Origin of the sequence: Paenibacillus sp. S25, from assembly GCF_019454085.1 — a bacterium.
Classification (GTDB): Bacteria; Bacillota; Bacilli; order Paenibacillales; family Paenibacillaceae; genus Paenibacillus; species Paenibacillus polymyxa_B.
This window is the reverse complement of the sequence record NZ_CP073683.1, coordinates 674455-698758: the sequence shown is the minus strand read 5'-3', so window position 1 is coordinate 698758 and position 24304 is coordinate 674455. Positions and strand designations below refer to the sequence as shown.

Below are 24304 nucleotides of genomic sequence, written 5' to 3'. Positions count from 1 at the left end.
TAAGCAGCTGAAATTGGATTAAAAAAAAGGACCCGCTAGTTGGTCCCTTAGTTTAATTTATGAATGATGGACTTTGACTCAAATGGGTGAAATATTCAGCAACTTCCCGTGCAGCCCGGGATGGACGCCAGCCGCGATTTTTTCCATCTGTGTACTATGAACCATAAGAAATTTATTTTTCTTAGTCAGCAGTAGGTTCCCCCGGCTACCTTCTCCCGCTTCAAGTGGCATATTCGTTCCTGCCGGAAGGATCACAATCGTCAAATATCCTTCACTGTCAACTTTACAGGGAGCATAATGAAGTGTCGTTGAATATATCTCGACAACCGTGTTTTTAGGCTGAAAAAACACCTGAACATTTGCACTGTCATAGGAATTGTCCTCAATGTCCTGTACTCTGCCGACAAGATGAATACAGTCTGTAGCGGCAATCACCACCTCACTGCTCTGATGATATTCCAGCCCGGTCAAACCCGTATTCTGACCTGCGCAAAAACCAGCCTGAATTGGAAGTTGGCCGTACACCTCATCTTGAATCCGGTGAATTACACCGAAGTCTTCGAGTTCTGCGACCGAAGGTACATAATGGTTTCCCTGATCGGGTACGCTGGTCGTTTCTTTTGCATACTTGATGAGCTCTGTGGTATTAAAATGAGGCAGCAGCCTTCCATACGGGCGGAATGCTTCGCTCATTACCTCATAAATGACCAAAGGTGCATTGATTTGATTTAGTCTTTCCGTAGTCTTCATAGCTTGACCTCCAGCAATGAATCTCCTGTGTACACTCGGTTATTTCCCAGCACCTTAACGTCAGAGTATTCGGCTGTATTCGTCACAATAATCGGTGTAGTCATGTCATAGCCCAGAGCCTTAATTGCTCCAATATCAAACTCGACCAGCAGTTGACCTTTGGTAACCCGGTCACCTTCTGCGATATGCGTTTTAAAATGCTGTCCTTTCAATTTGACGGTGTCCATACCGATGTGAACCAAGATCTCCGTTCCTCCATCCGATACAATACCAATCGCATGACCTGTACGGAAGGCATTAGCTATAGTTCCGTTGAATGGGGAGAGCAGTTTGCCATCCTCAGGCACAATAGCAACGCCTTTACCCATGGCTCCAGTAGAGAACACTTCATCAGATATCTCGGATAACGGTTGGACAGCACCCGTCAGCGGGCTGGAAATATTCTCGTTCGTCAGCGCAGGAGCTGGGGTTTCAGCTTCTTTCTTCTCTTCATGGACTGCAATCATTTCTTTTTCCATGGAATCATTAAATCCAAAGAAATACGTGGTAATGGCTGTGAATATATAAGCTACGATAATGGCAATTACGAATCCTGCAAATCCTGTGCCGAAGAATATCGGCAGGGATGCCAAGCCCGGTATACCTGGAGCAATCGCCACGGAACCCGCCGCACCTGTGATTGCCCCGGCGATAGCGCCCCCGATAATAGCCCATACGAACGGTTTTTTGTAGCGGATACTAATCCCGTAGATGATCGGTTCCGTGATGCCAAACAAACCCGTTATCGCCGCAGGCCCTGCAATCGCTCTCACTTTTGGATTTCTGGTTTTAAGGACTACACCCAGTGCCGCACCTGCTTGTGCAAAGTTAGAAGGTGCCATTAATGGTTTCATGGTATCATAACCATATACCGCGATGTTATTGTACATAATAGGAATAAACGCCCAGTGCAGCCCCATAACTACCAGTAGCTGCCACCCAGCACCTAAAATGACTCCTGCTACAATCGGACTCAAATTGTATAAGAAGGTGTAGCCCTTAGCCATTCCCAAGCTGGCATATATTCCAATCGGTCCAACCGCGATCAGAGTCAAGGGAACAATGACCATCAAACAGATAAGTGGCGTTATAAAATTTTTCACGCTATCATGAATTACTCTATTCAGGAATTTCTCCAGAATCGATAGCAACCAAATCGCGATAATCACTGGAATAACCGAAGAAGTATAACTCATAAGAACAACTGGAATATTGAAGAACGTAATATCCACTTTATCGTTATACAAAGTAATAATATTCGGGTATACCAGAGCTCCCGCTACTGCAAGCGCTACAAACGTATTCGCTCCAAACTTTCTCGAAGAAGTGACTGCAATCGCTAGCGGCAGGAAATAAAAGATACTGTCTGCGGCAGCGAACCAGATCGAATAGACACCACCTGTTTTGGTGAGCCATCCTAACGAGACAAGCATTAATAAAAGCCCTTTCAAAATACCGGAAGCTGCCAGCGCCCCCAAAAATGGTGTGAAAATACCGGAAATAATGTCCACCGTTTTGTGGAACCAGTTGCCATCAGAAGCAGCGGATGCATTCGATTTGTCGTCATCTCCAAGGCTACTGATCTTTAAAATGTCTTTATATACGTCCCCTACCGTATTTCCAATGACCACTTGATATTGTCCACCGTTTTCAACAACTGTAATAACCCCGGGAATATTTTGTGTTTGGTTCTTGTCGGCCTGATCCCTGTTTTTTAATTTAAATCTTAACCGAGTGGCACAATGCACCAAGCTGGAGACATTTCCTTCTCCGCCAACAGACGCTAAAATGTCTTTTGCCAGTTTTTCATTGGACATACTGCTCTCTCCTTTAATCCTCATTTGGCATATTTCTATGAAAGTAAACGTTTACATGAATGGTGGTAATCCAAAGACTCTACGTGCACTCCAAGGAGTACAAAAAGAATATAGAGTCTTTGAATTACACGGGGGCAATCGTTACCGACTTCTTCCTACCATTCTCTTGATTGTATGTCTGCGTCCTTTAATGGACAGCGCAAGCTGGTATACGTTCTCAGGAAGAGGTGTTCCTGCATAACCACCATCTCCAATGGCATGAATATCCGCGCCCGTCTGTTTCATCATGAGTGCGATCCAGGCAATCGTTTGAACATCTGCCCCTTCAACTGAGCTGTTCAGGAAAGAAAGAGCAAGCGTTCCGGGTTTATATGAATGGACAAATTCTACACATTGTCTGACGTGCTCCACTGTAATACCATGTCTGGAGCCAGGCGCAGGCAACGTAATAACGTCAGCACCAGAATCGATCAAGTCCTTAATAATTTCATTGGAAGGTCTCTCGCTCAGTGGATCACCCAATACTTTCTCAATGGTTCCGTCTTCCCATTTTCCGGCGCAGATCAGGATTTTATCTCCCAGTGTTTCTTTTGCCAGTTTGGTTGCTGCAATGATCCGTTCAAAGGTTGTACCTGCGGAAGGATTTCCTCCAAGTACGATAAAATCAGCTCCAATCTCCAAGGCACGCAGAAAGTTCTCTCTGGAAGCAATTCTTCCTTCTTTGGCCTCCACATATTGTTCTCCCGCAACCTGAGCATCAGGGCTTGGACATTCAAAATAAATTCCAAGTGGAACTCCAGCCCATTCTTTGACTTGTTTCAGACTGTAAGGCTTATCAGCCAGCTTGCCATGCTTCATTTCACGCAATCCGATATTGGATTCTTCCTTGATCATATCAAAGCCATTCAGCATAACCATATCTGCACCGTAGGCAGCCTGGATTTCCGCATTGGTAACACCATCAACCAAACCAGTGTTTATCATTACCAGATGTTGTCCCATAATGACACGCCCTTCAGAAGCCAGAATGGATTCTTTTAGGTCTGCTGCGCTAAATTTCAAAATATCCGTTTTCGTGCTCGCGATTAACCTTTTTGCCAATGTAATCTCCTCCAAGTCATTTATGTTTTAAGTGGTCGTTTGTCAGCACAAATGTTGTTCCTCGATATCGGATATCATCTTGATGCGGTCGCCATGGCGTCCTCCTTCAAACTCAGCCTCCAGCCATGATTTCACTATCATTTTCGCCAATTCGCTTCCAACGACACGTGCACCGAATGCAAGAACATTTGTATTGTTGTGCTGCTTGGACAACTGTGCAGAATAAGGCTCGCTGCATACCACAGCCCGAATTCCCTTGACTTTGTTGGCCGAGATGGATATTCCCACGCCTGTGCCACAAATCAGAATACCTGCGTCAGCCTGCTTTCCGACCACAGCCTCTGCAACGAGCTTTCCATACTTCGGATAGTCAGTTCTTTCTGAAGTTTGCGGTCCATAGTCCATGACCTCATGACCTAGTTCATTAAGATAGGCTGAAATCATCGTCTTAAGCTCTACAGCCACATGGTCGCTACCGATGGCAATTTTCATGGCTTTATTCCTCCCCGAATTAGATATTTTTTAATCTGTTAATGATGGTTTTGTAAGATTCTTCTTTACCAAACAAAGTGGATGTCCCCAGAACGAATCCCTCAACCCCGTAGTGTGTCAATTCGTTGATCTTCTCTTCGGAGATAGCCCCATCAACCACGATTGTATAATTCAATCCCTTTTCGTGTTTAAAAGCTTGCAAAGCTTTAATCTTGTCGTTCACGAAGGGTAAATATTTTTGCCCTGCAAAACCCGGATTTACGGTCATGACCAGTACATAGTCAACCATGCCAAGTAAAGGTTCCACCGCAGCAATGGCTGTTCCCGGATTAAGAGCGATTCCCGCTTTTACCCCGCTTCCAACAATTCGATCAATGGTACGTGTCGGATGCATGTCGGCCTCCGGGTGAAAATAAATGATGTCTGCACCCTTATCAGCAAATAAATCAATGTAGGCGGAAGGATTGTCTATCATCAGATGTACATCCATTGTTTTTTGGGTTTGTTTACGGATAAACTCCAGATCCTGAAGCCCCATTCCGAAATTAGGGACAAATCTACCATCCATAATATCAATATGATAAATATCCACATTGGCTTCTTCTAGCGCGTTTACTTCATGTTCCAAGGAGCTGAAATTAGCGCACATCATGGAAGGACATAATAGCATACTCATTCATAATCACCCTTCTTCTAAAATAGAGTAAACGATTACTCAAACGGCATAATCAGTTTTACATTTTCCAAAAAGCAGCAGTTTATCTTTATGCCCTTTGGTATTGAATAAATCAGTAGAGAAAACGTTTACCCATTGAAAAAAATAACAACAGTTCCTGGCTCGAACTCCATCACTTGTTGGTTTCTCACACATCATATGGATTCTGAACTCTCTTGAGTAAACGATTACATTTAACATAATTAAAGTTATCATTTTCTGATATTGTTGTCAAACCATTTTTTATTGGATATTAAATAGGAAAGTATACAGCATGATAAGTACAGCTCGACCATCTTACTCTGGAGAGGTAAAACAGTACCTATGCTTACCTCTCCCTTGGCTAATGCAAGATGATATCTGACTACGAAACTAGGTGGTACTGCGTTGTATCAACCGTACTGGGATGGAATAATGCTGCTCTTGTTCCATTTTGTCTCCACTCAGCATACGAAGCAGCATACTGGAAGCTTTATCTGCAAGTGTTTCTTTATCCTGTTCAATTGTAGTCAATGGTGGATTACAGTATTGGGAAATTGTATCATTATCAAAACCCACTATCTTGACTTCACCAGGGACCTGTACTCCGAATTTCTGTAACGCCAGTAATCCGCCCAAAGCCAACCAGTCATTAGTTGCAAAAATACCGTCAAACCGCAGTCCTTTTTCCAAGACATGTTTAATAGCAGCCTGTGCGGTCTCCAGAGTAGGCCCATCATTGCGAACTGCGACCAAGCGGTCCTCGGATGGATGCAGTCCATGCTTTTGCAGAGCATCTTTATACCCGTACAGACGCTCATTAACAGAGGATAGATTGTTTTGCTTGGTCAACAGCAAAATTTCCTTGCAGCCTTTGTTAATCAGCTCCTCTGTCGCCAAAAATCCACCCTCATAATGATTGGACTCAATAAAAGCTACATTTGTATTAATCTTTGGACGACGGTCAATACATACAATCGGAATGGGACGTTTAAGCAATTCCGCAGAAAGCTCCTCCTGACCCGAAATGCAGATCAGACCATCTACCATTTTTCCATCCAAAGTTTTCAAATATTCTCGTTCCTTCTCCGCATCTTTAGCAGTATTACATATAATGGTAGAATATCCTTGTTTAAAAAAGAAGCTTTCCACTTTTTGTACAATGACTGAAAAAAATTCATTATTAATATCCGGCACCAAAACGCCAATCGTCTGTGATTTACTCATCCGCAGGCTTTTGGCGATGCTGTTAGTCTCATATTGGTACTTTTGGATTACTTCAACAACCTTCTGCCGTGTTTCCTCAGAGAAGCGACCATTCTCGTTAATCACACGGGAAACCGTAGCTACAGAAACTCCACTTAACCTGGCAATATCCTTTATGGACACTTGATTTTTTTTCATATTATTTCCCTCAAATTATCATATTGAGTAATCGTTTTCCTATTTGGAGACTAACATAATCCTAATATGGGTGTCAACTGACACACTAGCATAGAAAGAGTTTTCCGCCAAAATACAAAGAGACCACAAGTCAACATACCGTTTAATGAGTAAATACAACCTTTATAAGGAATACTTTAGGAACAACTTGTATCTTAAGGAAAAATGAATTAATCGTATGGAGGTGATCATCATGTGGTCTAAAATAATTTCTTATATTCCAAGCTGGAGTACACTCTTTCAAGCAGGCCTCGCGTTGATTATTCCTTTAGGAATGTTTTATATAAACACATCAATTTATTCGTTTGTCGGCAGTAAGGGAGCAAAATCCAAACATTCTTCTGATCGTCCGCTTTCCGACGAACATAACGAAGGCCACGCTGATCAACAGCATGAACCAAGCTCCAAAATTACAGGGAATTATGATTCCGACTTAAAGTCGATCCAAGAGGCTATAGGCGAAAATAGTGATGTGCATTTTCGTGAGTTTGTAGTAAAGAAATATCATGCACGGTCCGTGTTAGTCTTCATAGATGGTATGCAGGATGAAAAGCTAATGAGCAAGCAGGTATTGGAGGTCTTGATGTTTGACGGCCAGCAGGACCCACAGGAACAGCAGGAAAGTATAAGTAGCTCTTTTATAAAAGAAAGCTTGATGCCGCTAACGCAAATTAGTGAAGTTGCTGATATGGAGGACCTGCAGGAGTCTATACTTTTAGGTCATACTGCCTTATTAATTGAAGGAATGAAGGGAGCACTGCTGGTAGGCTCGCCTAATGGCGCCATTCGCTCGGTCAATGAACCAACCTCTGAAGCATTACTTCGGGGTCCCAGGATCGGTTTTACGGAGGTATTAAGTGAAAATACTTCGATGCTTCGACGCCAGGGCTTAAACAAAAGTTTGGAGATAAAGAAATTCCAAGTGGGAAGCCGAATCAAAAAAGATCTGGTTGTCGCGTATATCAAGGATATTGTGAATCCGGATCTCCTCGAAGAGGTAAATCGCAGAATTTCAAAAATAGACATGGACTTTTTAGCTGAATCCGGTTATGTGGAGCAACTTATTGAAGACAATTATTTAAGTCCGTTCCAGCAGGCCCACAACACTGAGCGCCCCGACCGTGTCATGAGTGCCTTGTTGGAAGGAAGAGTAGCGATTCTGCTGGATGGTACTCCCTTTGCACTTATTGTTCCGGTGACCTTCAGTATGCTACTCCAATCTCCCGAGGACTATTATGAGCGCTGGATTCCAGGGACACTTTTACGGGTGTTGCGATTTTTCGGAGCATTTATAGCGCTTATGGGTCCTGCTTTATATATCTCTTTTATATCGTTCCATCCCGGTTTGATTCCAACCAAGCTGATTATTAGCATCATCGAGACCCGTCAAGGCGTTCCTTTTCCATCTGTCATAGAAGTTATGATTCTGGAAATCTCTATCGAAATCCTGCGGGAAGCTGGCATACGATTGCCCAAGCCTATTGGTCCTGCCATGGGCATTGTGGGAGGCTTAGTCATCGGCGACGCTGCTGTCAATGCGGGCATTGTTAGTCCGTTCCTGGTGATTGTGGTTTCAGTTACTGCCATCTCTTCGTTTTCGATACCGACATATAGTGCGGGCATTACCTTGCGTCTTTTGCGTTTCGTCGGCATGCTATTTGCAGCAATCCTGGGCATGTTCGGAACCATATTGTTCTTTCTGTTAATTTGTATCCATCTGACCAAATTAAAAAGCTTTGGCGTACCGTATGTGACTCCCTTCTCCCCTATGCGCCCAAGCGACTGGAAGGATGTGTACATTCGAGCCCCTATATCTCTGATGAAACGAAGACCCGTTATGATGAAAACTCAACAAAGCAAGCGCAAATCATAGCACCCGGAGGAAGGAGGAATGATTGTGTTTAGACGTTCCGATGATAAAATTACATCCAAACAGGCGTCAGTATTCCTGACCAATACAGTATTAGGCGCAGGGATTTTGACACTGCCGAGAGGTGTAACTGAAACGGTAAAGACTCCTGATGCATGGCTTTCTGTCCTTCTCGGCGGATGTATTATCATATTCGTGATCCTGCTGATGGTAAAATTAAGCCAACAATTTCCTGGAAACACTGTGTATCAATACTCCAGGAGAATCGTCGGTATCATTCCAGGAGGATTTTTAAGTCTATTATTAATCATATACTTTATCATCATCGCTGGCTTTGAAATTCGTGTTTTAGCTGAAGTGACGATTTATTTTTTGCTTGAAGGGACACCCATATGGGCAATTGTGATTCCATTCATCTGGGTGGGAAGTTATCTGGTTTTTGGAGGTATTAATCCCATTGCGCGGTTATACCAGATTGTACTCCCGATCAGTCTCTTCTTTTTACTCCTCTGTTTTGTCCTTAGCCTAAGGATCTTTGAAATTGACCATCTTCGTCCTGTATTGAGTAACGGTATTCTTCCAGTAGTTAAGGGGCTAAAGTCGACTGTCCTTGTTTTCACTGGATGTGAAGTCGTCATGACACTGGTCGCTTTCTTGCAGTACCCTGAAAAAGCCGTAAAGGCCATGGTAGTGGGAATCAGCATCCCTTGGGTATTATACTTTTTGACCGTAGTTATGGTAGTTGGCGGGTTATCGGTGGACTCTACTATAACAAGTACCTGGCCCACCATTAATTTAATGCGCAGCTTTGAAATCTCCGGATTTCTTTTTGAACGTCTTGAGTTTCCGTTGCTGGTAATCTGGATGATGCAAATGTTTTGTAATTTCTGCAGTTTTTTCTTCAATGCATCCTTAGGTGTCTCACAGGTATTTGGCCTTAAATATCGTTATGCGATTTTTGGCTTAATCCCAATTATCTTTATCTCCACGATGACTCCTGTTCGTATGATGGAAGTGTTTAGCCTAGGCGATGCGATCGGATACATGGGAATCATTTTATTTTTTCTGGTCCCGGTACTTCTCTCCATCGTTTTCATGATCAGGAAGAAGGGAATGAAGCAAAATGTATAGGCAACAAATCCTATCTTTGCTGCTTGCCTTCATTCTCCTGGTAACTCAAGCCGGTTGCTGGAGCAGCAGAGAAATAGAAGAATTAAGCATGTATACAGGACTGGCTCTGGATAAGGGTGAGCCCAGCACAGTGGAAAAGGGCCTGGAGAAGGAAGGCAGCCGTTACTTCAAGAAAAATAAAATTACTGCCACTGTGCAAATCGTCCCCAAAAAGTCTTTTGGAAACGCGGCAAAACCAGGCGGTGGACAAGGGCCAAACTATATCAATATAGCTGCCACCGGGGATTCTTTACTTGAAATCTTCCGGCAATTATCCCTCCGTCTGGATCGCCCGATTATTGGTCACCATCTAAAGGTCCTGGTGGTTTCCACCAAATTGGCAGAACAACAGACGATGCAGCAATTGATGGATTTTGTGCTTCGTGATAATGATATTCGTCCGAGTTGTTTTGTTTTCTTAAGTAAGGAACGTGCAGCTGATACCTTAGTTACCAAATATAAGGATGAGGTCCCATCCATTCATATTCTGTATATGCTTCGTAATCATTTCAGAACCAGCAAGGTGATGAGGGGAGTCAATTTGTCTGAATTGGATGGGTTGATGCACTCCAAAAAAAGCTATATATTGCAAAACATTTCTGAATCCGATGGAGAATTAGAATTTTCGGGTGCTGGTGTTATTAAAGGAGACACCGGTCACTGGATCGGTAGTTTGGGACAACAAGATGTAGAGAGCATTGCATGGATTAAAGGTGATGTTGAGGGCGGAGCTGTCAAAACGTATGACAAGCGGAATGAAGCTATAACTTATGAGATCAAATCGGTAAAAAGCAAAATAACAGCTAAAGTGACCGAGGGCAACGATATCTCGTTTCACGTAAAAATTGAATCCAAAGGACGTTTAATCGAAAACTGGGATGAGAAAGTGAACCCGACTGAGACACGAAACATGAAAGAGGCTGAGAAAGAATTTGAAAAAGAAGTGACTAGAAGGATTAAGTCTCTTATGCACAAATTACAAACAGAATATAAAGTCGATGTCGCCAGTTTTGGCGAACGTTTAAATATTGAGAAACCGCAGGTGTGGAAAAAAGTAAAGGAGGATTGGGATTATAATTTCAGTAAAATACCTGTAACCTTCGATATTAAGTTATCTATTACGGATTTAGGCTCATCTGCTGAATGAGTATAATCTACTCCAGAGTTTCTCCTAAGGTAAAAAAGAAACCCTCTTCCTAAGAAGTAGGGTTTCTCCACAACTGTGGACTATTCCGACTGATTGCTCTTTCTTGTATCTACTCTAATAGGTTAGCTTAAAAAATCAGTTTTTTTCTCTTCACCGTGGGAACGTCTAGCAAAGTCGACAAATTGGAATTTGTCCAGCCGATGCCTTGACTCGGTATACTGGAACAAGGTGGTGTCCTCCAGATAAACATAGTTACGTACTACGACCACATGAGTGTAGTTCAGAAGGTCCATCAGCCTATGATCTTCTTCGTCTACAGTTTCTACGGAAACGACTTTTTTGGCATAACTGATTTGAAGATGGAGCTCTCCCTCCAAATATTCGTAGATGGACCCACGACTAATTTCCTCGGTAAGCACAGGTACAATGTCTGATCGAAAGTAATCTTTATCCAGTATGACGCATTCACCTTCAATCTCACGCGCACGAATAACTTTCCAGACCAAGTACTTGTCTTTGTCAATCTCAAGATGATTGGCTATGTCATCTGGAACTGGAATTAGCTTATTTTCATGTACAATTGTTCGTGATGTACGCCCAATCCGTTCAGACATTTCCTTGAAACTGACCAATCCCCCTATAGGGAAATCCATCCGTCCAATATCCAGAACAAAAGATCCTTTAGCTTTTATTTTATGGATATACCCATTTTGGGCAAGCAAGTGAAGTGCCTTACGCACGGTTTCGCGAGAAGTGTTATACTCTCGGGCCAGTTCATTTTCAGAAGGCATTTTCGTGCCTGGGGCCAATTCGCCTGTCTGGATTCGTCCCGAGTACTCCTGATAAATTTGCAAAAATATATTCTTTGTCAATTTTCATCACCACGTTCATTGTAGCATCCTTTCACTTCCTGTTCACTAAAATAGGCTGTGCGAATGAATCGGACTTAATTCGTATTGTCTGATGAAGAATTCAAATGAATTCTCATTAAGGTGTACTGCAAATCGTCTGCCTCACCTGGCAGTTCCTCAACTGATTCAATCATGCTCTGACCATCCGGGACAATGACTGGTGTAATAATGGGGTATCCCGATTTCTGAATCAGATCACGGTCAAATTCCATCAATAGTTGTCCTTGCTCCACGGTTTGATTGGTCTCCACATGCATGGTGAATCCCTCACCCTTCAGTGACACCGTATTGATTCCCACATGTACCAGAATCTGTACACCTGTCGAATGCTCCAAAATCAAGGCATGCTTGCTTTTCATCATGATATGAATAACTTTTCCGCTGAATGGGGCAAGAATCTTGCCGTCCTTCGGTTCCACTGCAATACCTTGCCCCATCTGCCGTTCGGCAAAAGCCGGGTCAGGAACTTGTTCTAACGGTACAACACGTCCTCGTACGGGAGTCCTCACTTCAAGCACATCTAGTGCGGTATTTTGCGGAAGCGAGTCTTTCCGTACGGAATCATTGGCTGGTGCAGCCTGACGGCGCTTATTTAGCAGTTTTCCATACATAAAGGTTAAAGCGAACGGCACAATTAACACGATCGCCATCCCGATGAAGAATACACCCCAGTTGTTTGGAAAAATAGACAAGAAGCCTGGAATCCCGCCCACACCAATGGAAGAAGCCATCACATGATTTACGGTGAGCAATATACCTGCAATACCGGAACCGATCATTGCGAATACAAACGGATATTTATAGCGGATATTCACTCCGAATATGGCAGGCTCGGTTACACCCAGAAATGCAGACACTGAAGAGGTAAGAGCCAATCCTTTTCCCTTTTGCTCCTTCAATACCAGCATCATGGCCAGTGCTCCGGCACCCTGAGCGATATTGGACAGCGCCAGCATCGGCCAGAGGAATGTTCCACCCTGCGTACCAATTAATTGCACGTCCACCGCTAGGAAAGTATGGTGCATTCCCGTAATCACGAGCAAGGAGTACAAGCCACCATAAATCAGACCTCCCAGCGCAGGAGCCAAATCGAAAACGTATACAAGACCAGACGTAATAGCATTACCAATCATAAAAGTAACCGGACCGATCACTGTAAAAGCCAGAAATCCCGTGATTAATAATGTAATCGGTGCTACAAGTAACAGTTTAAATGAATCCGCTATCTTCTTATTTAGGAATTTCTCCATTTGCGCGAGCACGTAAGCGGATACTAAAACGGGTAAAACCTGTCCTTGATAACCAATCTTGTTCACTTCCCACCCAAACAAATTCCAAACCGGAACAGTTCCTTTGGTAACGGCATCTGCATAACCGTATGCACTTAGCAGATCCGGATGAACCAGAATCAAGCCCAGTACGATCCCGAGTAAAGGACTGCCGCCAAATCGTACAACGGCCGACCATCCAATTAAGGCAGGTAGAAATGTAAATGCGGTGCTGGCAATGGTGTTAATGATAGCAGCAAAGTCGGTCCATTGAGGATAGACCTGAACCAGAGCCATTCCTTCGAAGAAGATTCCCTTGCCTGTCAAAATATTATTTATTCCAAGCAATAAGCCTGCAGTCACGATTGCGGGCAAGATAGGGATAAAAATATCTGCCAGCGTCTTGATGGCACGCTGAATTGGATTTTGTTTTTTGCTTGCTGCATTTTTGACATCGTCTTTAGAAGCCCGACTACCTCCTGTAATGGAGATCATTTCGTCATATACCTTATCCACCAGACCTGGGCCAATCACGACCTGATACTGTCCTTGTGAAGAAAATTGGCCTTTGACCAGATCATTTTGTTCAAGTGCATCTTTATCAACCAGCTTATCATCATAAAGGGCAAATCGCAGACGAGTTACGCAATGCGTAGAGGCCTCTATGTTGTCTTTACCACCAACGGCTTTTATAATGTCTTCTACCTGTGATCTTTCAATCGCCATTTAGCCCACTCCCTTAACGTTCGCTCATTTTAAAGTAGCAACCCCGGTTATCAAAGATAACGTGCCCGGGGTGCTACTAGATGTCTCCATACTATTCACTAAGGCTACGAACCATCCACATATATGAAGCATATGGGGTTAAAGAGATCACTTGTTTTAGCTCTGGGGCGTGCTGGGTATTACCAATTAAGAGCTCAGCCGCATCCAACGCTTGATTGTTTAATTGTGAATAAAATGAATCCGGTATACGGAATTGCGTATTCTGTCCGCTAAAATTAGAGATGACGATCAAAGTCTCCTCTTCATTGCTGCGTTGATAGGCGTAGACCTGAGGATGAGCTTCGTCCAAGCGTTGATAATTTCCATCGGTAATGACTTCCACCGTCTTACGCAGATGAATTAGCTTACGGTAATGGTGGTAGATAGAGTTCGGGTCCTCTAACTGAGTCTGAACATTAATCTGTGGATATCGTTCATCTACCTTAATCCAGGGAGTTCCTGTAGTGAAGCCCGCATTGCGAGTGCTATCCCACTGCATCGGTGTTCTCGAATTATCACGAGACCGCTCTCGAATAATATTCAATGCTTCTTCTGCACTTTTGCCTTGCTCCTGTAAGATACGATACATATTCAGAGATTCAACATCCCGAAACTCTTCAATGTCTGCCCACTGCGGATTGGCCATCCCAATCTCTTCACCTTGAAATATATAAGGCGTTCCTTGTAGACCATGTAGCGTGGTTGCCAGCAGCTTGGCGCTTTCTACATGGTATTCTCCATCATCCAAAAAGCGAGAGATCGCCCTTGGCTGATCATGATTATTAAAAAACAATGCACTCCAGCCGCCACCCTGTTGCATGCCCGTTTGCCAATCCGAGAATAGCTTTTTCAACATTTCAAAATCATATGGCATCAATTCCCACTTTTGTCCATTTGGATAATCCACCTTCAAATGATGAAAATTAAAGGTCATGGACAATTCTTTTCTCTCTGGATTGGAATAACGGATGCAGTGATCCAATGAGGTGGAGGACATCTCACCCACAGTGACGCTATTCTGTTTGGCAAATACTTTCTCATGTAATTCATGGATGTATTCATGCACATGTGGACCGTCCGTATAATACTTGCGTCCGTCGCCAGGAACTGTGCTTCTATCATCGTCCGAGAATTGCTGATCCTTGGAAATCAAATTAATGACGTCCAGTCGGAAACCACTGACTCCCTTCTCAGCCCAAAATTCCAGCAGATTGACAACTTCCTGACGGACTTTGGGGTTTTCCCAGTTTAGATCCGCCTGAGTCTTATCAAACAGTGTCAGGAAATATTGGCCTGTTGCCTCGTCATATTGCCAAGCTGGTCCACCAAATTTGGAAACCCAATTGTTTGGAGGTCCACCATCGGGTGCTGGATCACGCCAGATATAGTAGTCCCTATACTCACTATCCTTAGAAAGCCGTGCCTTCTGGAACCAGGCATGTTCTGTGGAAGAATGGTTAACCACGATGTCGATCATTAGGTACATCCCACGTGCCCGGATTCCCTCGCTTAATTCTTCAAAATCCTGCATTGTTCCATAATCGGGATTAATCTGGCAATAATCGGCTACATCATACCCGTTATCACGTTGTGGTGAGACATATACAGGCTGCAACCAGACAATATCCACACCCAGTTTTTTTAAATAATCCAGCTTTTGCGTCAGTCCTCTTATATCGCCGGTTCCTTTGCCCGTCGTATCGTTAAAACTTTTGGGATAAACCTGATAGACCACTGATTTGCGCCACCAGTCCTTATCTTGAGGAATTAAAGTCTTGTTCATTGCTTCCATTCATGCTCATTCCTTTCTTGCGAAATGAAGTAGCGTAAAAAATAGTATAACGCTTTCAACATCTTGTATATACAAGATTAAGTCATGTATATACAAGATGTCAACAGCTTTATATATTAAGGTAATACCCGTTTTGCAGCTAAATGATCAGGAGACTCATCCATTCTGTCCGATTGTATGTTATGACTCGTAGAATAAGCTCAATTCACACGAAAAAAAGGCTCCTGCCTATAGTCAGGAACCTTTCTTTTCTATGATGAATAAGGTACTCATTTACATCCATATCGATAGTGCACTATAAAGGAGCAATAAGGACATTATGATATTGAAGGAACGCTCATGCTTATTCAAGAAACGTTGAAACACAGCGCCAAAAATCGCCCAGCTCACTACAGCTACAAAACCAATACAGGTCAGGAGTAATGAAATCGTAATAAGCTCTATATACGATACATCATAAGGCATTACAAACGTTGAAATGACCGTAATACCATACAAAATGATTTTTAAATTGATAAATTGCAGCAACAGTCCTGATTTGAAGGAATATCCCTCATTGTGATCATTATCCTCCGTAGAGGATTTGCTCTTTGCAATTTTCACCGCCAGATAAAGCATATACAGACTGCCGAGAACATTCATCCAGATCTTAACCCGTGGCAAAAAATGATACAAAGCAAGATTAAAATAGCAAGCTAACAGCATAATGGCGAAACAGCCTGCTGTTACTCCCAGCAAGAATGGGAATGCTTTTTTCAAACCTAACCGCCTGGCACTGTCTAAAGACATAATATTGTTGGGACCTGGCGTAAAGCTGCTAACAAGTGCATAAGAAAGGAACGGAATAAACGGCATGCAACAATCAACTCCCGTATGTTATAATTGAATGAAATGTACGTTCAAACGTACATTTGTACTTTATGATTGTACAATATGTTCTTTATAAAGCACAATAGGAGCGAAGAATTATGGAGAATATTAATCTGATTTTAAGTAAAAATTTGAAATATCTAAGAAATGAAAGAAAATTAAGTTTAGATAAATTAGCTGATCTGACGGGGATCAGTAAAACGATGCTCGGTCAGATTGAGCGGGGAGAATCTAATCCCTCGATTACAACTGTATGGAAAATTGCGAACGGCTTGAAAATCTCTTTCACTGCTCTGATTAATGAACCACCTTCAGATGCGGTAGTCGTTCCTAAAAGCAAAGTACAAGTGCTTGAAGAAAATAATCACTATCGTTTGTATCCGTTTTTCCCCTATGAAGGCAGTAGAAATTTTGAGGTTTACACCGTAGAGATTGAAGCAGGCGGAGAACTAAGTTCAGCGCCGCACCGTGAAGGTACTGAAGAATTTATTACCGTATTTGAGGGTGAGATGGTGGTAAAAGTCAGTGAGGAAATATACACGGTTAAAGCTGGAGATTCAATCCGGTTTAAAGCAGACCGCCCACACATTTACTATAATCCAGGAGAAGCACTAGTCCGGATGAATATGATTATTTATTACTCTATATAGTCCACCAAGAGATCCTAAGTGTTCAAGTCTTCAAATTAAATGATCCTATTAAAATAAGGAGCTCTTTTTAATAGGATCATTGGTACATTAAACGATTTGCGTGTATGCTGTTTAGGAGATTTCAATTTGCTTAATTATTCGTGCTGGATTTCCAGCTACAACTACGTTATCTGGAACATCCTTGGTTACTACTGCTCCTGATGCCACTACGACATTATTACCTATCGTAACACCGGGATTAATAACTGCTCTACCGCCGATCCATACATTGTTGCCAATTGTTACAGGTTTTCCATACTCTGGGCCAGCGATTCGTTCAAACGGATCTATGGGATGAGTTGCTGTGTAAATATGGACTCCTGGAGCCATGAAACAATTGTCTCCAATGCGCACTTCGCAAACATCCAAAATGGTACAGTCAAAGTTAGCGTAGAAATTTTCCCCAACATGGATGTTGTACCCATAGTCACAACGTATGTTGGGTTCCATGCCTATATTTTCACCAGTTGATCCGAAAAGCTCCTTTAGTAACTTTTCACGGTACTCACGATCCGTCTCTGCCGTCTGATTAAAGAGACGTACACATCTTCTCGCATACTCTCTTTCATTCGTTAATTGAGGATCAGCAGCTACATAAAGTTCCCCATCCATCATCTTTTGTTTTTCCGTTTTCATAGTCATGAAACAATCCCCTTTATATTTTAACCTGATTTCTTTTCTTTCATCCCAATAGGTTGGGCTGCACCCGATATCAAACCAGCAACAATAACGCCAACAAGAACTACAATCAAGGCATGCAGAAGGCCAACATGTTCACCTAAAAACCCTAAGCCTGGGGGACCTACTAAAAAGGCAATGTAACCGATCGTGGCTACGGCTCCAACCCGGATAGCTGCACCACGAGGGTCATCTCCGGCAGCAGATAAACCCACAGGAAAACCAAGTGAGGCTCCAAGCCCCCATAATACGACGCCCAGTCCAGCTATGAGGTAATGCTGTCCCCAGATCACTAGAATGATACCGATAGCGGCCAGGATAGCACTCCCTTTCAACACAGGGACACGGCCGTATTTATCCAGTATGAATCCGCCAGTAAAACGTCCAATGGTCATCGCTGCCACAAATAGTCCATACATATAGGAACCTGTTAAAGAATCCACGCCATAACCATCTACCATCGTTAGCGGCAGCCAGTCATTCGCAGACCCTTCTGCAAATGCCATACCTAACACGATGATACCGATCAATAAAATCCGTCTTTCTTTCCATACAGCAAGCTGCGCCTTGAGATTAGATCCAGCCTTTTGAGTAGGGGCTTCTTTCTCTATACCTGTATCGCGGGGCAGAAAACGATAAAAATAGAAGGTTACTGCTGCAATCATGACAGCCATTGCTCCAAAATGGACCACAACAGGTATATGTAGTGCCGCTGCTCCAGAACCGATGGCAGCGCCTACAAGTGTCCCCATACTAAATGAACCGTGAAAAGCGGGCAAAAGCGTTTTTTGTAATTGATTTTCCACCGCAGAGCCTTCGACATTAAGAGCTACTTCTGCTGTCCCATAGCCACCTCCAAAGATGACCAAACCAGCAAACACGATGCTCGTGAGCGAAAATGCAGTTCCCAACCCTACAATGACAAAACCGATCACAATCAAAATCGCACTTCCCAGAATGACCGCCCGTCCACCTACACGAGAAATCATATTGCCTGCACTGAGTAGTCCCACTAAAGAACCTGCAGCTAATCCAAAAATAATGATTCCCATTTCGGCAGTCGAGACATGTAAAATATCCCGTATAATAGGCGTTCGAGACACCCAGGAAGCAAAAGCTACACCCGGTAAAGCGAATAACAAAAATAAAATGTTACGAATTACCCTGGGATTCATGGATGATTCTACTGGCATTCACTTATCTCCTTATCACCACTTTTTATTAATCTTTTAATAAGATATATTATAATTAGTCATTCTATTCGTATCCAAACTATTTGTCAAAAAGAGAATTATAGTCATAGATCGCTATTGACCGTCTGCTGCAAACATAAAAAAAGGTCTGAACAGGTAGAGCATAAGCACTCATCACCTATTCAGACCTTTTAATTAAACTATACAAGCTCTATACTGAATCAACCTTGATTTATCATTTGGGTTCTTCTTCTGTTTTCAGTCTGGTTTCTCCCTGCAACTCTCCCTCTGCTGATGCTTGAAGCAACAACTCACCAGCCACATAACCGGATTGTACAACAACGAGACACCTTCCTCTGTGTGTTCGTCTCTCATTCCCCTTGAAGGATTCATCGCTGGTAAGATCCCCATTGTCTATTCCAAGGATACGACCATCACCATGCAGTTTAAAGGTTAATTCAAAATCCTGGTTAGGTACAATGATCCCGTTTTGATCTATGACGGTTACTTCCACATGAGATATCTCATGCCCATCAGCAGGTAGAATTACCCGATCAGCCTCCAACTTTAGAGCATAAGGAAGCCCGGCAGTAGTCAATTCATGCTCACAAACCTTCTCGTTTCCATTACGACCCACAGCCCGGATTTTGCCCGGTGTATAGGGAAGCTCCCATAGGATTAAATGATTAGGGTAATCCACTAGCTTCCTCTCACCGTATGATTCATCATTCACGATCAATTCCACGCTCTCACAATTGGTGAAGGTAACCAACCGTATCAATTTTCCACCGTATTCAGGAAATGTCCAGTGACCTTCCATGGCCGGAGATTTCCAGTGCATCGTCCATGTCGGATTAAATTCCGATTTCATATGTTCGTTAAATACGGCTATGTGCACAACAGGCTGATCAGACCATAAACTTTGTTGGAGATAAGATACTGGTTTGCGGAATCCGCAAGTATCAATCAGACCCGAAGACCACCCTTTGGAGGGATAGCTCGTTTCTCCCAAATAGTCAATTCCACTCCAAACAAATTGACCGATCACATAATCATGATTAGTGACATCAAACCAGGGATTTAGGGGCAAATAACCTTTAACACGGTTATCCTTACCCCGATAGTACGGGAACGTCTCGGTTCCAAGGATAAGCGTATCCGGCATGGCCGCTCTATAGTGCTCATACCACTGCTCCTGATAGTTTAACCCCAGAACATCCACTCGTTGTGCCAGCTGTTTGGTATGCTCCACTTTGGCCTCAATTGAACCCTCACGCAAGCTGATCGGTGTATTATGCGGCTCAAGCGCACATGTAACCGGTCGGGTTGGGTCTTTTTCATGGCAGAAACCCACAAGTTGCTCCAACATTTTGAGCATGGATGGCTGACCTTGATTCTCCACTTCATTCCCAACGCTCCACATGAAAACACTGGGATGGTTCCTGTCCCTGAGCAACATTGCTTCCAGATCTTTTTCCCACCACTCATCATACAAATGCTCATAGAAAAGAGACTTCCATTTGTCAAAAGCTTCATCAACCACCAAGAACCCCATCTGATCACATAAATCTAATAATTCGGGCGCCATCGGGTTATGAGCAAAACGAATCGAGTTACAGCCCATTTCTTTCAGTTTCTGCAGCCTTCTCTTCATGGCTGTATCATGGTAAGCAGCCCCCAGGCAGCCTAAATCATGGTGAATGCACACTCCCTTTAGCTTTAAGTTGCTTCCGTTCAGCAATAAGCCTTTTTGTGTATCCAGCTTCACTTCTCTTATACCAAAAGGGGTGCAATAACGATCCACCTCTGTATTGTCGCAATAGATCGTCGTCTGGGCTTCGTAGAGCACTGGGTTGTCCGGTGACCATAGTTCTGGCTCTATAACTCGCGTTTTTTGCTCTATTTCCCTCGTTTCACAGCCCGAAAGAGTTACTCGGTTTTCCACTTTTCCTTTGATCTGTCCCTGTGGGTCCAGCATTTCAGTCATAATCGTACACTCTACGTCATGCGCGTGATGATTAGTGACCTGGATTCTGGCAGTCACCTTGGCTTCATCTGACGAAATTTCAGGTGTGGTAATGTAAGTCCCCCATTCGGTTATATGAATATAATCCGTACAAATCAGCCAAACATTACGATAAATACCGGCCCCCGAATACCATCTATCAGGTGAAAGAATCGTATTGTCCACTTTGACGGCAATCACATTCTCCTCATCCCACCGAATATATGGAGTCAAATCATATTGAAAGCTAACATATCCATAGGGTCGCTTGCCCACAAAATGCCCATTGATCCAAACCTCACTGTTACTGTGAATGCCATCAAATTGTATGTATACGCGCTGTTTTGGAGAGGAGAGCTTCACATTAAAATGCTTTCTGTACCATCCGACAGACCATCTCGGCAAATAAGCTTGATTGCCACCATACAGCATATGTGGATCAAAGGACTTTTCAATGCTCCAATCATGAGGGACTTGAAGGAGCCGCCAATGCTCATCGTTGTAGTCCATTTTCTCAGCACCTGCGTAATTACCTTCTATAAATCTCCAGTCTGTTTTGAACGGCATAATCACTCTGCTTCCCATCATCTTGCCTCCATTTCATAAAGTGGATGAACGGATATAACAACAGTGCGGGATGACCATCACAAAAGACGTGTTCTCATTACAATATTTGAAACACCGGGCGATCTTCTATAAAGTGTACGGGGAGCATTGGAAATTGGGCGGAAAGTACATCTGCGAGATACTTCATCCCAGGTGCTTCACTTTCAGCATGTCCCAGCATGATAAGTGCTTTACTTTGCCCTTGATAGACAGCATCTTTAACATATTCTGGTGTTTCCCATTCTGGGCCCTCACCGGCAATGACTAAATCCACATTTTCATTTAGAAATAATGGAATGGCTAGTTCACCACCTCCCCTGTATCCTACTGAGATTCCCACTCGTTCACATGGCATGGAAACCTCGCCAGCCACCCGTACATAACGAATACGTAGTTTGGCTTTGATATATTCAGCGATCTCCTTAACTTCCATAGCCGGAATAGTCAAAATGGCGGCCGTCGGCTGCTGTTTCACAATGTAGTTGTGCCAGCCAAGCGCCTGAAGAAGCCCAACCATCACTCCATCCGGTTGATAACGATGTATGGCGTCATGAAACCGATAAATGCCTATACCTGCATCGGCAATGAGGCGAGATTTTTGCAAAAAAATAGGATCATGTAGTAAACATTCATGCATTCTCTGATGACTATAAAAGATGCCTTCATGCGTAATGATAAAATTTGCACCTAGAGAAATAGCTTGTTCTATCACATACTGCGAAGCGGAGAAAGCGGTTACAATTCCTTGTACCTCAGTATCTATATATTTTGGGTCCAGCAGATCTACGGTGGTGTTGGGTATGCTTATCCCCTTGGTCAGATGATTCACAATCTGACCCATAGTCATGGTCATACACGTTCCCTCCTCATGGATAATGCATATCAATTGTACCATTTTATTTCAATCATAAGTGCTATTCTTTCTAGCAAAACAGCCAGTTCCAAAGGAGCCAGCTGTTTTACGATGGTTCTATTATTTATACAGAACTCCTAAAATGGAGTCGATTCGTTCTTTTGCTCCTTGCCAGGATGTCATGACGGGGAACTCATATTGCTCTCTTGCTCTCAGATTCCATGGATGAGGAATGCAAAGCACCTTTTTCCCCTCCTCTAGCGCAGGCACTAAATTATGAGGACCATCATCAATCAGGAGATCATAGTTAATCAGGTTCTTTCGTTTACATGGGAAAAAGTTCTCAATCGGAATGAATGGCATATGTCTTTGAAGCCAGTTCCATTTCTCTACGACGGTCTTGGGTTCTGCCGCTGTCACAATAATGACATCAAAAGCATTGCAAAGCTTCTCCATCTCTTCTACAACATAATCGTCATACAGTTCAAGTTCCTCAAACAAACCCGGTCGCCCATAAAATACATCATGCGTGCTTTTGGGATGACGTAGATGATCGGTGTTCCAATCTAACATTTCTTCATACCGAAGCGGATGAGTGGGAAATTCACTATTGTTATGGTATATGGCTCGTTTGACGAGATGACAGATGGTATCGTCCATATCGACTGCAATGATTGGTTTTCTCATCAGCTTGCCCCTATTCACTCTGGTAAAATTTTTCACAAGAATATCATACTATAATTTAATATCACGGTGAAGCTTAGGTATTGCTGTCCGATTAGATCTCGCCTTTGTTCAAGATAATTAGCCAAGTACAACGTTAGGTTTATCTACATAAATAAAATATATTATAGCAAAAAAGTTAGGTTAGTTTTATTAAAATAAACTAAATTTCAAACAATTATAAGCAATAAATACAATCAAACCATAGAAAATCACACTTAAATAATAAATCTATGTGTTTATTTTTAGAAAACATAAAAAATAACTAAAAAAATCAATTGAATAACAAAAAATCAAATGATAGAATAACAAAAATAACTTTTCTCAAAATTGAAAACGCTTAATTTGTGTTTAGCTTACTGCTATTTACACACTTACATACCTACTTCATCTCTGTATAGCAGGAAGTTGAATAATATATTTAGGGAGGAATAAAAATGAAGGTATTGTTAAGAAAAGCATTATTGTCTGGACTGGTCGGCTTGCTCATCATGATTGGTTTAGGAGGAGTTTTCTCCAAGGTAGAAGCTGCTTCAGGATTTTATGTAAGCGGCACCAAATTGTATGATTCTACAGGCAAGCCATTTGTTATGAGAGGCGTCAATCATGCTCACACATGGTACAAAAATGATCTTTATACAGCTATCCCGGCAATTGCCCAGACAGGTGCTAATACCGTCCGGATTGTCCTTTCTAACGGAAACCAGTACACCAAGGATGACATTAATTCCGTGAAAAATATTATCTCTCTTGTCTCCAACCATAAAATGATTGCTGTACTTGAAGTTCATGATGCTACAGGCAAAGACGACTATGCATCTTTGGATGCAGCAGTGAATTACTGGATTAGCATAAAGGATGCTCTGATCGGCAAGGAAGACCGGATTATCGTAAACATTGCGAACGAATGGTATGGTTCTTGGAATGGAAGTGGTTGGGCTGATGGATACAAGCAAGCAATTCCCAAGTTGAGAAACGCAGGTATCAAAAATACGATCATCGTCGATTGTGCCGGATGGGGACAATATCCTCAGTCTATCAATGACTTTGGTAAATCTGTATTTGCAGCTGATTCTTTGAAGAATACGGTATTCTCCATCCATATGTATGAGTTCGCTGGTAAAGATGTTCAAACTGTTCGAACCAATATTGATAACGTTCTGAATCAAGGACTTCCTCTGATTATTGGTGAATTTGGCGGTTACCACCAGGGAGCAGACGTCGACGAGACAGAAATCATGAGATATGGCCAATCCAAAGGAGTAGGCTGGTTAGCCTGGTCCTGGTATGGTAATAGTTCCAACCTTTCCTACCTTGATCTTGTAACAGGACCTAATGGCAATCTGACGGATTGGGGAAAAACTGTAGTTAACGGAAGCAACGGGATCAAAGAAACATCGAAAAAAGCCGGTATCTACTAAAAACACA

Annotated in this window: 20 protein-coding genes; 5 read left to right on the top strand and 15 right to left on the bottom strand. The window is 42.8% G+C overall.

What is annotated here, in order from left to right:
* Window positions 1–78: 78 nt before the first annotated feature.
* From KAI37_RS03100 to KAI37_RS03075, 6 genes are all read right to left on the bottom strand, one after another.
* Complete coding sequence (locus KAI37_RS03100; protein WP_071639453.1) at window positions 79–750, bottom strand: DUF4867 family protein; 672 nt, start codon at window positions 748–750, stop codon at window positions 79–81.
* Window positions 747–2606: a beta-glucoside-specific PTS transporter subunit IIABC gene (locus tag KAI37_RS03095; protein WP_220030695.1), complete on the bottom strand. Its 1860-nt coding sequence runs from the start codon at window positions 2604–2606 to the stop codon at window positions 747–749. The genes KAI37_RS03100 and KAI37_RS03095 overlap by 4 nt, the downstream gene beginning before the upstream one ends.
* 141 nt (window positions 2607–2747) lie before the next feature.
* Window positions 2748–3707, bottom strand: coding sequence for a DUF7916 family protein (locus tag KAI37_RS03090; RefSeq protein WP_080682970.1), 960 nt, complete (start codon window positions 3705–3707; stop codon window positions 2748–2750).
* A 42-nt stretch (window positions 3708–3749) separates the two neighbouring features.
* On the bottom strand, window positions 3750–4199 hold the full coding sequence (rpiB, locus tag KAI37_RS03085; RefSeq protein WP_053324592.1) for a ribose 5-phosphate isomerase B: 450 nt from the start codon (window positions 4197–4199) through the stop codon (window positions 3750–3752).
* Between the two features lie 19 nt (window positions 4200–4218).
* Window positions 4219–4875, bottom strand: a complete 657-nt coding sequence (rpe, locus tag KAI37_RS03080) for a ribulose-phosphate 3-epimerase (protein WP_025719989.1) — start codon at window positions 4873–4875, stop codon at window positions 4219–4221.
* A 411-nt stretch (window positions 4876–5286) separates the two neighbouring features.
* On the bottom strand, window positions 5287–6297 hold the full coding sequence (locus KAI37_RS03075) for a LacI family DNA-binding transcriptional regulator (RefSeq protein WP_068941340.1): 1011 nt from the start codon (window positions 6295–6297) through the stop codon (window positions 5287–5289).
* Between the two features lie 232 nt (window positions 6298–6529).
* Between KAI37_RS03075 and KAI37_RS03070 the strand changes: the two genes are divergently transcribed.
* The 3 genes from KAI37_RS03070 to KAI37_RS03060 are packed head-to-tail and all read left to right on the top strand — an operon-like array spanning window position 6530 to window position 10523.
* Window positions 6530–8209 carry a spore germination protein gene (locus tag KAI37_RS03070; RefSeq protein WP_220030694.1) on the top strand — a complete coding sequence of 560 codons (1680 nt, stop codon included), beginning with the start codon at window positions 6530–6532 and terminating at the stop codon, window positions 8207–8209.
* A 24-nt stretch (window positions 8210–8233) separates the two neighbouring features.
* Entirely contained in the window at window positions 8234–9337 is a 1104-nt protein-coding gene (locus KAI37_RS03065) for a GerAB/ArcD/ProY family transporter (RefSeq protein WP_076293313.1), read from the top strand.
* Window positions 9330–10523: a Ger(x)C family spore germination protein gene (locus KAI37_RS03060; protein WP_076293157.1), complete on the top strand. Its 1194-nt coding sequence runs from the start codon at window positions 9330–9332 to the stop codon at window positions 10521–10523. The genes KAI37_RS03065 and KAI37_RS03060 overlap by 8 nt, the downstream gene beginning before the upstream one ends.
* A 122-nt stretch (window positions 10524–10645) precedes the next feature.
* Here the strand turns inward: KAI37_RS03060 and treR are convergent, their stop codons facing one another.
* From treR to KAI37_RS03040, 4 genes are all read right to left on the bottom strand, one after another.
* The gene (gene treR, locus KAI37_RS03055) at window positions 10646–11395 is read right to left on the bottom strand and encodes a trehalose operon repressor (protein WP_076293158.1); all 750 of its coding nucleotides are present in this window, start codon (window positions 11393–11395) and stop codon (window positions 10646–10648) included.
* 74 nt (window positions 11396–11469) lie between these two features.
* Complete coding sequence (treP, locus tag KAI37_RS03050) at window positions 11470–13428, bottom strand: PTS system trehalose-specific EIIBC component (RefSeq protein WP_071639447.1); 1959 nt, start codon at window positions 13426–13428, stop codon at window positions 11470–11472.
* 91 nt (window positions 13429–13519) lie between these two features.
* Window positions 13520–15259 carry an alpha,alpha-phosphotrehalase gene (gene treC, locus KAI37_RS03045; RefSeq protein WP_220030693.1) on the bottom strand — a complete coding sequence of 580 codons (1740 nt, stop codon included), beginning with the start codon at window positions 15257–15259 and terminating at the stop codon, window positions 13520–13522.
* Window positions 15260–15532: 273 nt separating this feature from the next.
* Window positions 15533–16114, bottom strand: coding sequence for a LysE family transporter (locus KAI37_RS03040; protein WP_023986882.1), 582 nt, complete (start codon window positions 16112–16114; stop codon window positions 15533–15535).
* A 110-nt stretch (window positions 16115–16224) separates the two neighbouring features.
* Here KAI37_RS03040 and KAI37_RS03035 point away from each other — a divergent pair, with 110 nt between their 5' ends.
* Window positions 16225–16779: a helix-turn-helix domain-containing protein gene (locus KAI37_RS03035; RefSeq protein WP_081396536.1), complete on the top strand. Its 555-nt coding sequence runs from the start codon at window positions 16225–16227 to the stop codon at window positions 16777–16779.
* A gap of 111 nt (window positions 16780–16890) precedes the next feature.
* Here KAI37_RS03035 and KAI37_RS03030 read toward each other — a convergent pair whose 3' ends face one another.
* The 5 genes from KAI37_RS03030 to KAI37_RS03010 form a co-directional block, all read right to left on the bottom strand.
* Window positions 16891–17460, bottom strand: coding sequence for a sugar O-acetyltransferase (locus KAI37_RS03030; RefSeq protein ID WP_071639444.1), 570 nt, complete (start codon window positions 17458–17460; stop codon window positions 16891–16893).
* Between the two features lie 20 nt (window positions 17461–17480).
* Window positions 17481–18689, bottom strand: coding sequence for an MFS transporter (locus tag KAI37_RS03025; RefSeq protein WP_481856581.1), 1209 nt, complete (start codon window positions 18687–18689; stop codon window positions 17481–17483).
* Window positions 18690–18924: 235 nt separating this feature from the next.
* A complete protein-coding gene (locus KAI37_RS03020; protein ID WP_220031427.1) occupies window positions 18925–21279 on the bottom strand; it encodes a glycoside hydrolase family 2 TIM barrel-domain containing protein in 2355 nt (784 codons plus the stop codon).
* A gap of 79 nt (window positions 21280–21358) precedes the next feature.
* Complete coding sequence (locus KAI37_RS03015) at window positions 21359–22153, bottom strand: Nif3-like dinuclear metal center hexameric protein (protein ID WP_076293163.1); 795 nt, start codon at window positions 22151–22153, stop codon at window positions 21359–21361.
* Between the two features lie 120 nt (window positions 22154–22273).
* Entirely contained in the window at window positions 22274–22840 is a 567-nt protein-coding gene (locus KAI37_RS03010; RefSeq protein WP_071639435.1) for a 5' nucleotidase, NT5C type, read from the bottom strand.
* Window positions 22841–23313: 473 nt separating this feature from the next.
* On the opposite strand from KAI37_RS03010, the gene KAI37_RS03005 reads away from it, so the two are divergent.
* The gene (locus tag KAI37_RS03005) at window positions 23314–24297 is read left to right on the top strand and encodes a glycoside hydrolase family 5 protein (protein ID WP_071639434.1); all 984 of its coding nucleotides are present in this window, start codon (window positions 23314–23316) and stop codon (window positions 24295–24297) included.
* Window positions 24298–24304 lie beyond the last annotated feature (7 nt).

Excerpts from the sequence above, each read along its gene's own strand:
- KAI37_RS03100 (WP_071639453.1), bottom strand. The coding sequence starts at position 750 with ATGAAGACTACGGAAAGACTAAATCAAATCAATGCACCTTTGGTCATT.
- KAI37_RS03095 (WP_220030695.1), bottom strand. The coding sequence starts at position 2,606 with ATGTCCAATGAAAAACTGGCAAAAGACATTTTAGCGTCTGTTGGCGGA.
- rpiB (WP_053324592.1), bottom strand. The coding sequence starts at position 4,199 with ATGAAAATTGCCATCGGTAGCGACCATGTGGCTGTAGAGCTTAAGACG.
- rpe (WP_025719989.1), bottom strand. The coding sequence starts at position 4,875 with ATGAGTATGCTATTATGTCCTTCCATGATGTGCGCTAATTTCAGCTCC.
- KAI37_RS03075 (WP_068941340.1), bottom strand. The coding sequence starts at position 6,297 with ATGAAAAAAAATCAAGTGTCCATAAAGGATATTGCCAGGTTAAGTGGA.
- KAI37_RS03070 (WP_220030694.1), top strand. The coding sequence starts at position 6,530 with ATGTGGTCTAAAATAATTTCTTATATTCCAAGCTGGAGTACACTCTTT.
- KAI37_RS03060 (WP_076293157.1), top strand. The coding sequence starts at position 9,330 with ATGTATAGGCAACAAATCCTATCTTTGCTGCTTGCCTTCATTCTCCTG.
- treP (WP_071639447.1), bottom strand. The coding sequence starts at position 13,428 with ATGGCGATTGAAAGATCACAGGTAGAAGACATTATAAAAGCCGTTGGT.
- treC (WP_220030693.1), bottom strand. The coding sequence starts at position 15,259 with ATGGAAGCAATGAACAAGACTTTAATTCCTCAAGATAAGGACTGGTGG.
- KAI37_RS03040 (WP_023986882.1), bottom strand. The coding sequence starts at position 16,114 with ATGCCGTTTATTCCGTTCCTTTCTTATGCACTTGTTAGCAGCTTTACG.
- KAI37_RS03030 (WP_071639444.1), bottom strand. The coding sequence starts at position 17,460 with ATGACTATGAAAACGGAAAAACAAAAGATGATGGATGGGGAACTTTAT.
- KAI37_RS03025 (WP_481856581.1), bottom strand. The coding sequence starts at position 18,689 with ATGCCAGTAGAATCATCCATGAATCCCAGGGTAATTCGTAACATTTTA.
- KAI37_RS03020 (WP_220031427.1), bottom strand. The coding sequence starts at position 21,279 with ATGGGAAGCAGAGTGATTATGCCGTTCAAAACAGACTGGAGATTTATA.
- KAI37_RS03015 (WP_076293163.1), bottom strand. The coding sequence starts at position 22,153 with ATGACCATGACTATGGGTCAGATTGTGAATCATCTGACCAAGGGGATA.
- KAI37_RS03010 (WP_071639435.1), bottom strand. The coding sequence starts at position 22,840 with ATGAGAAAACCAATCATTGCAGTCGATATGGACGATACCATCTGTCAT.
- KAI37_RS03005 (WP_071639434.1), top strand. The coding sequence starts at position 23,314 with ATGAAGGTATTGTTAAGAAAAGCATTATTGTCTGGACTGGTCGGCTTG.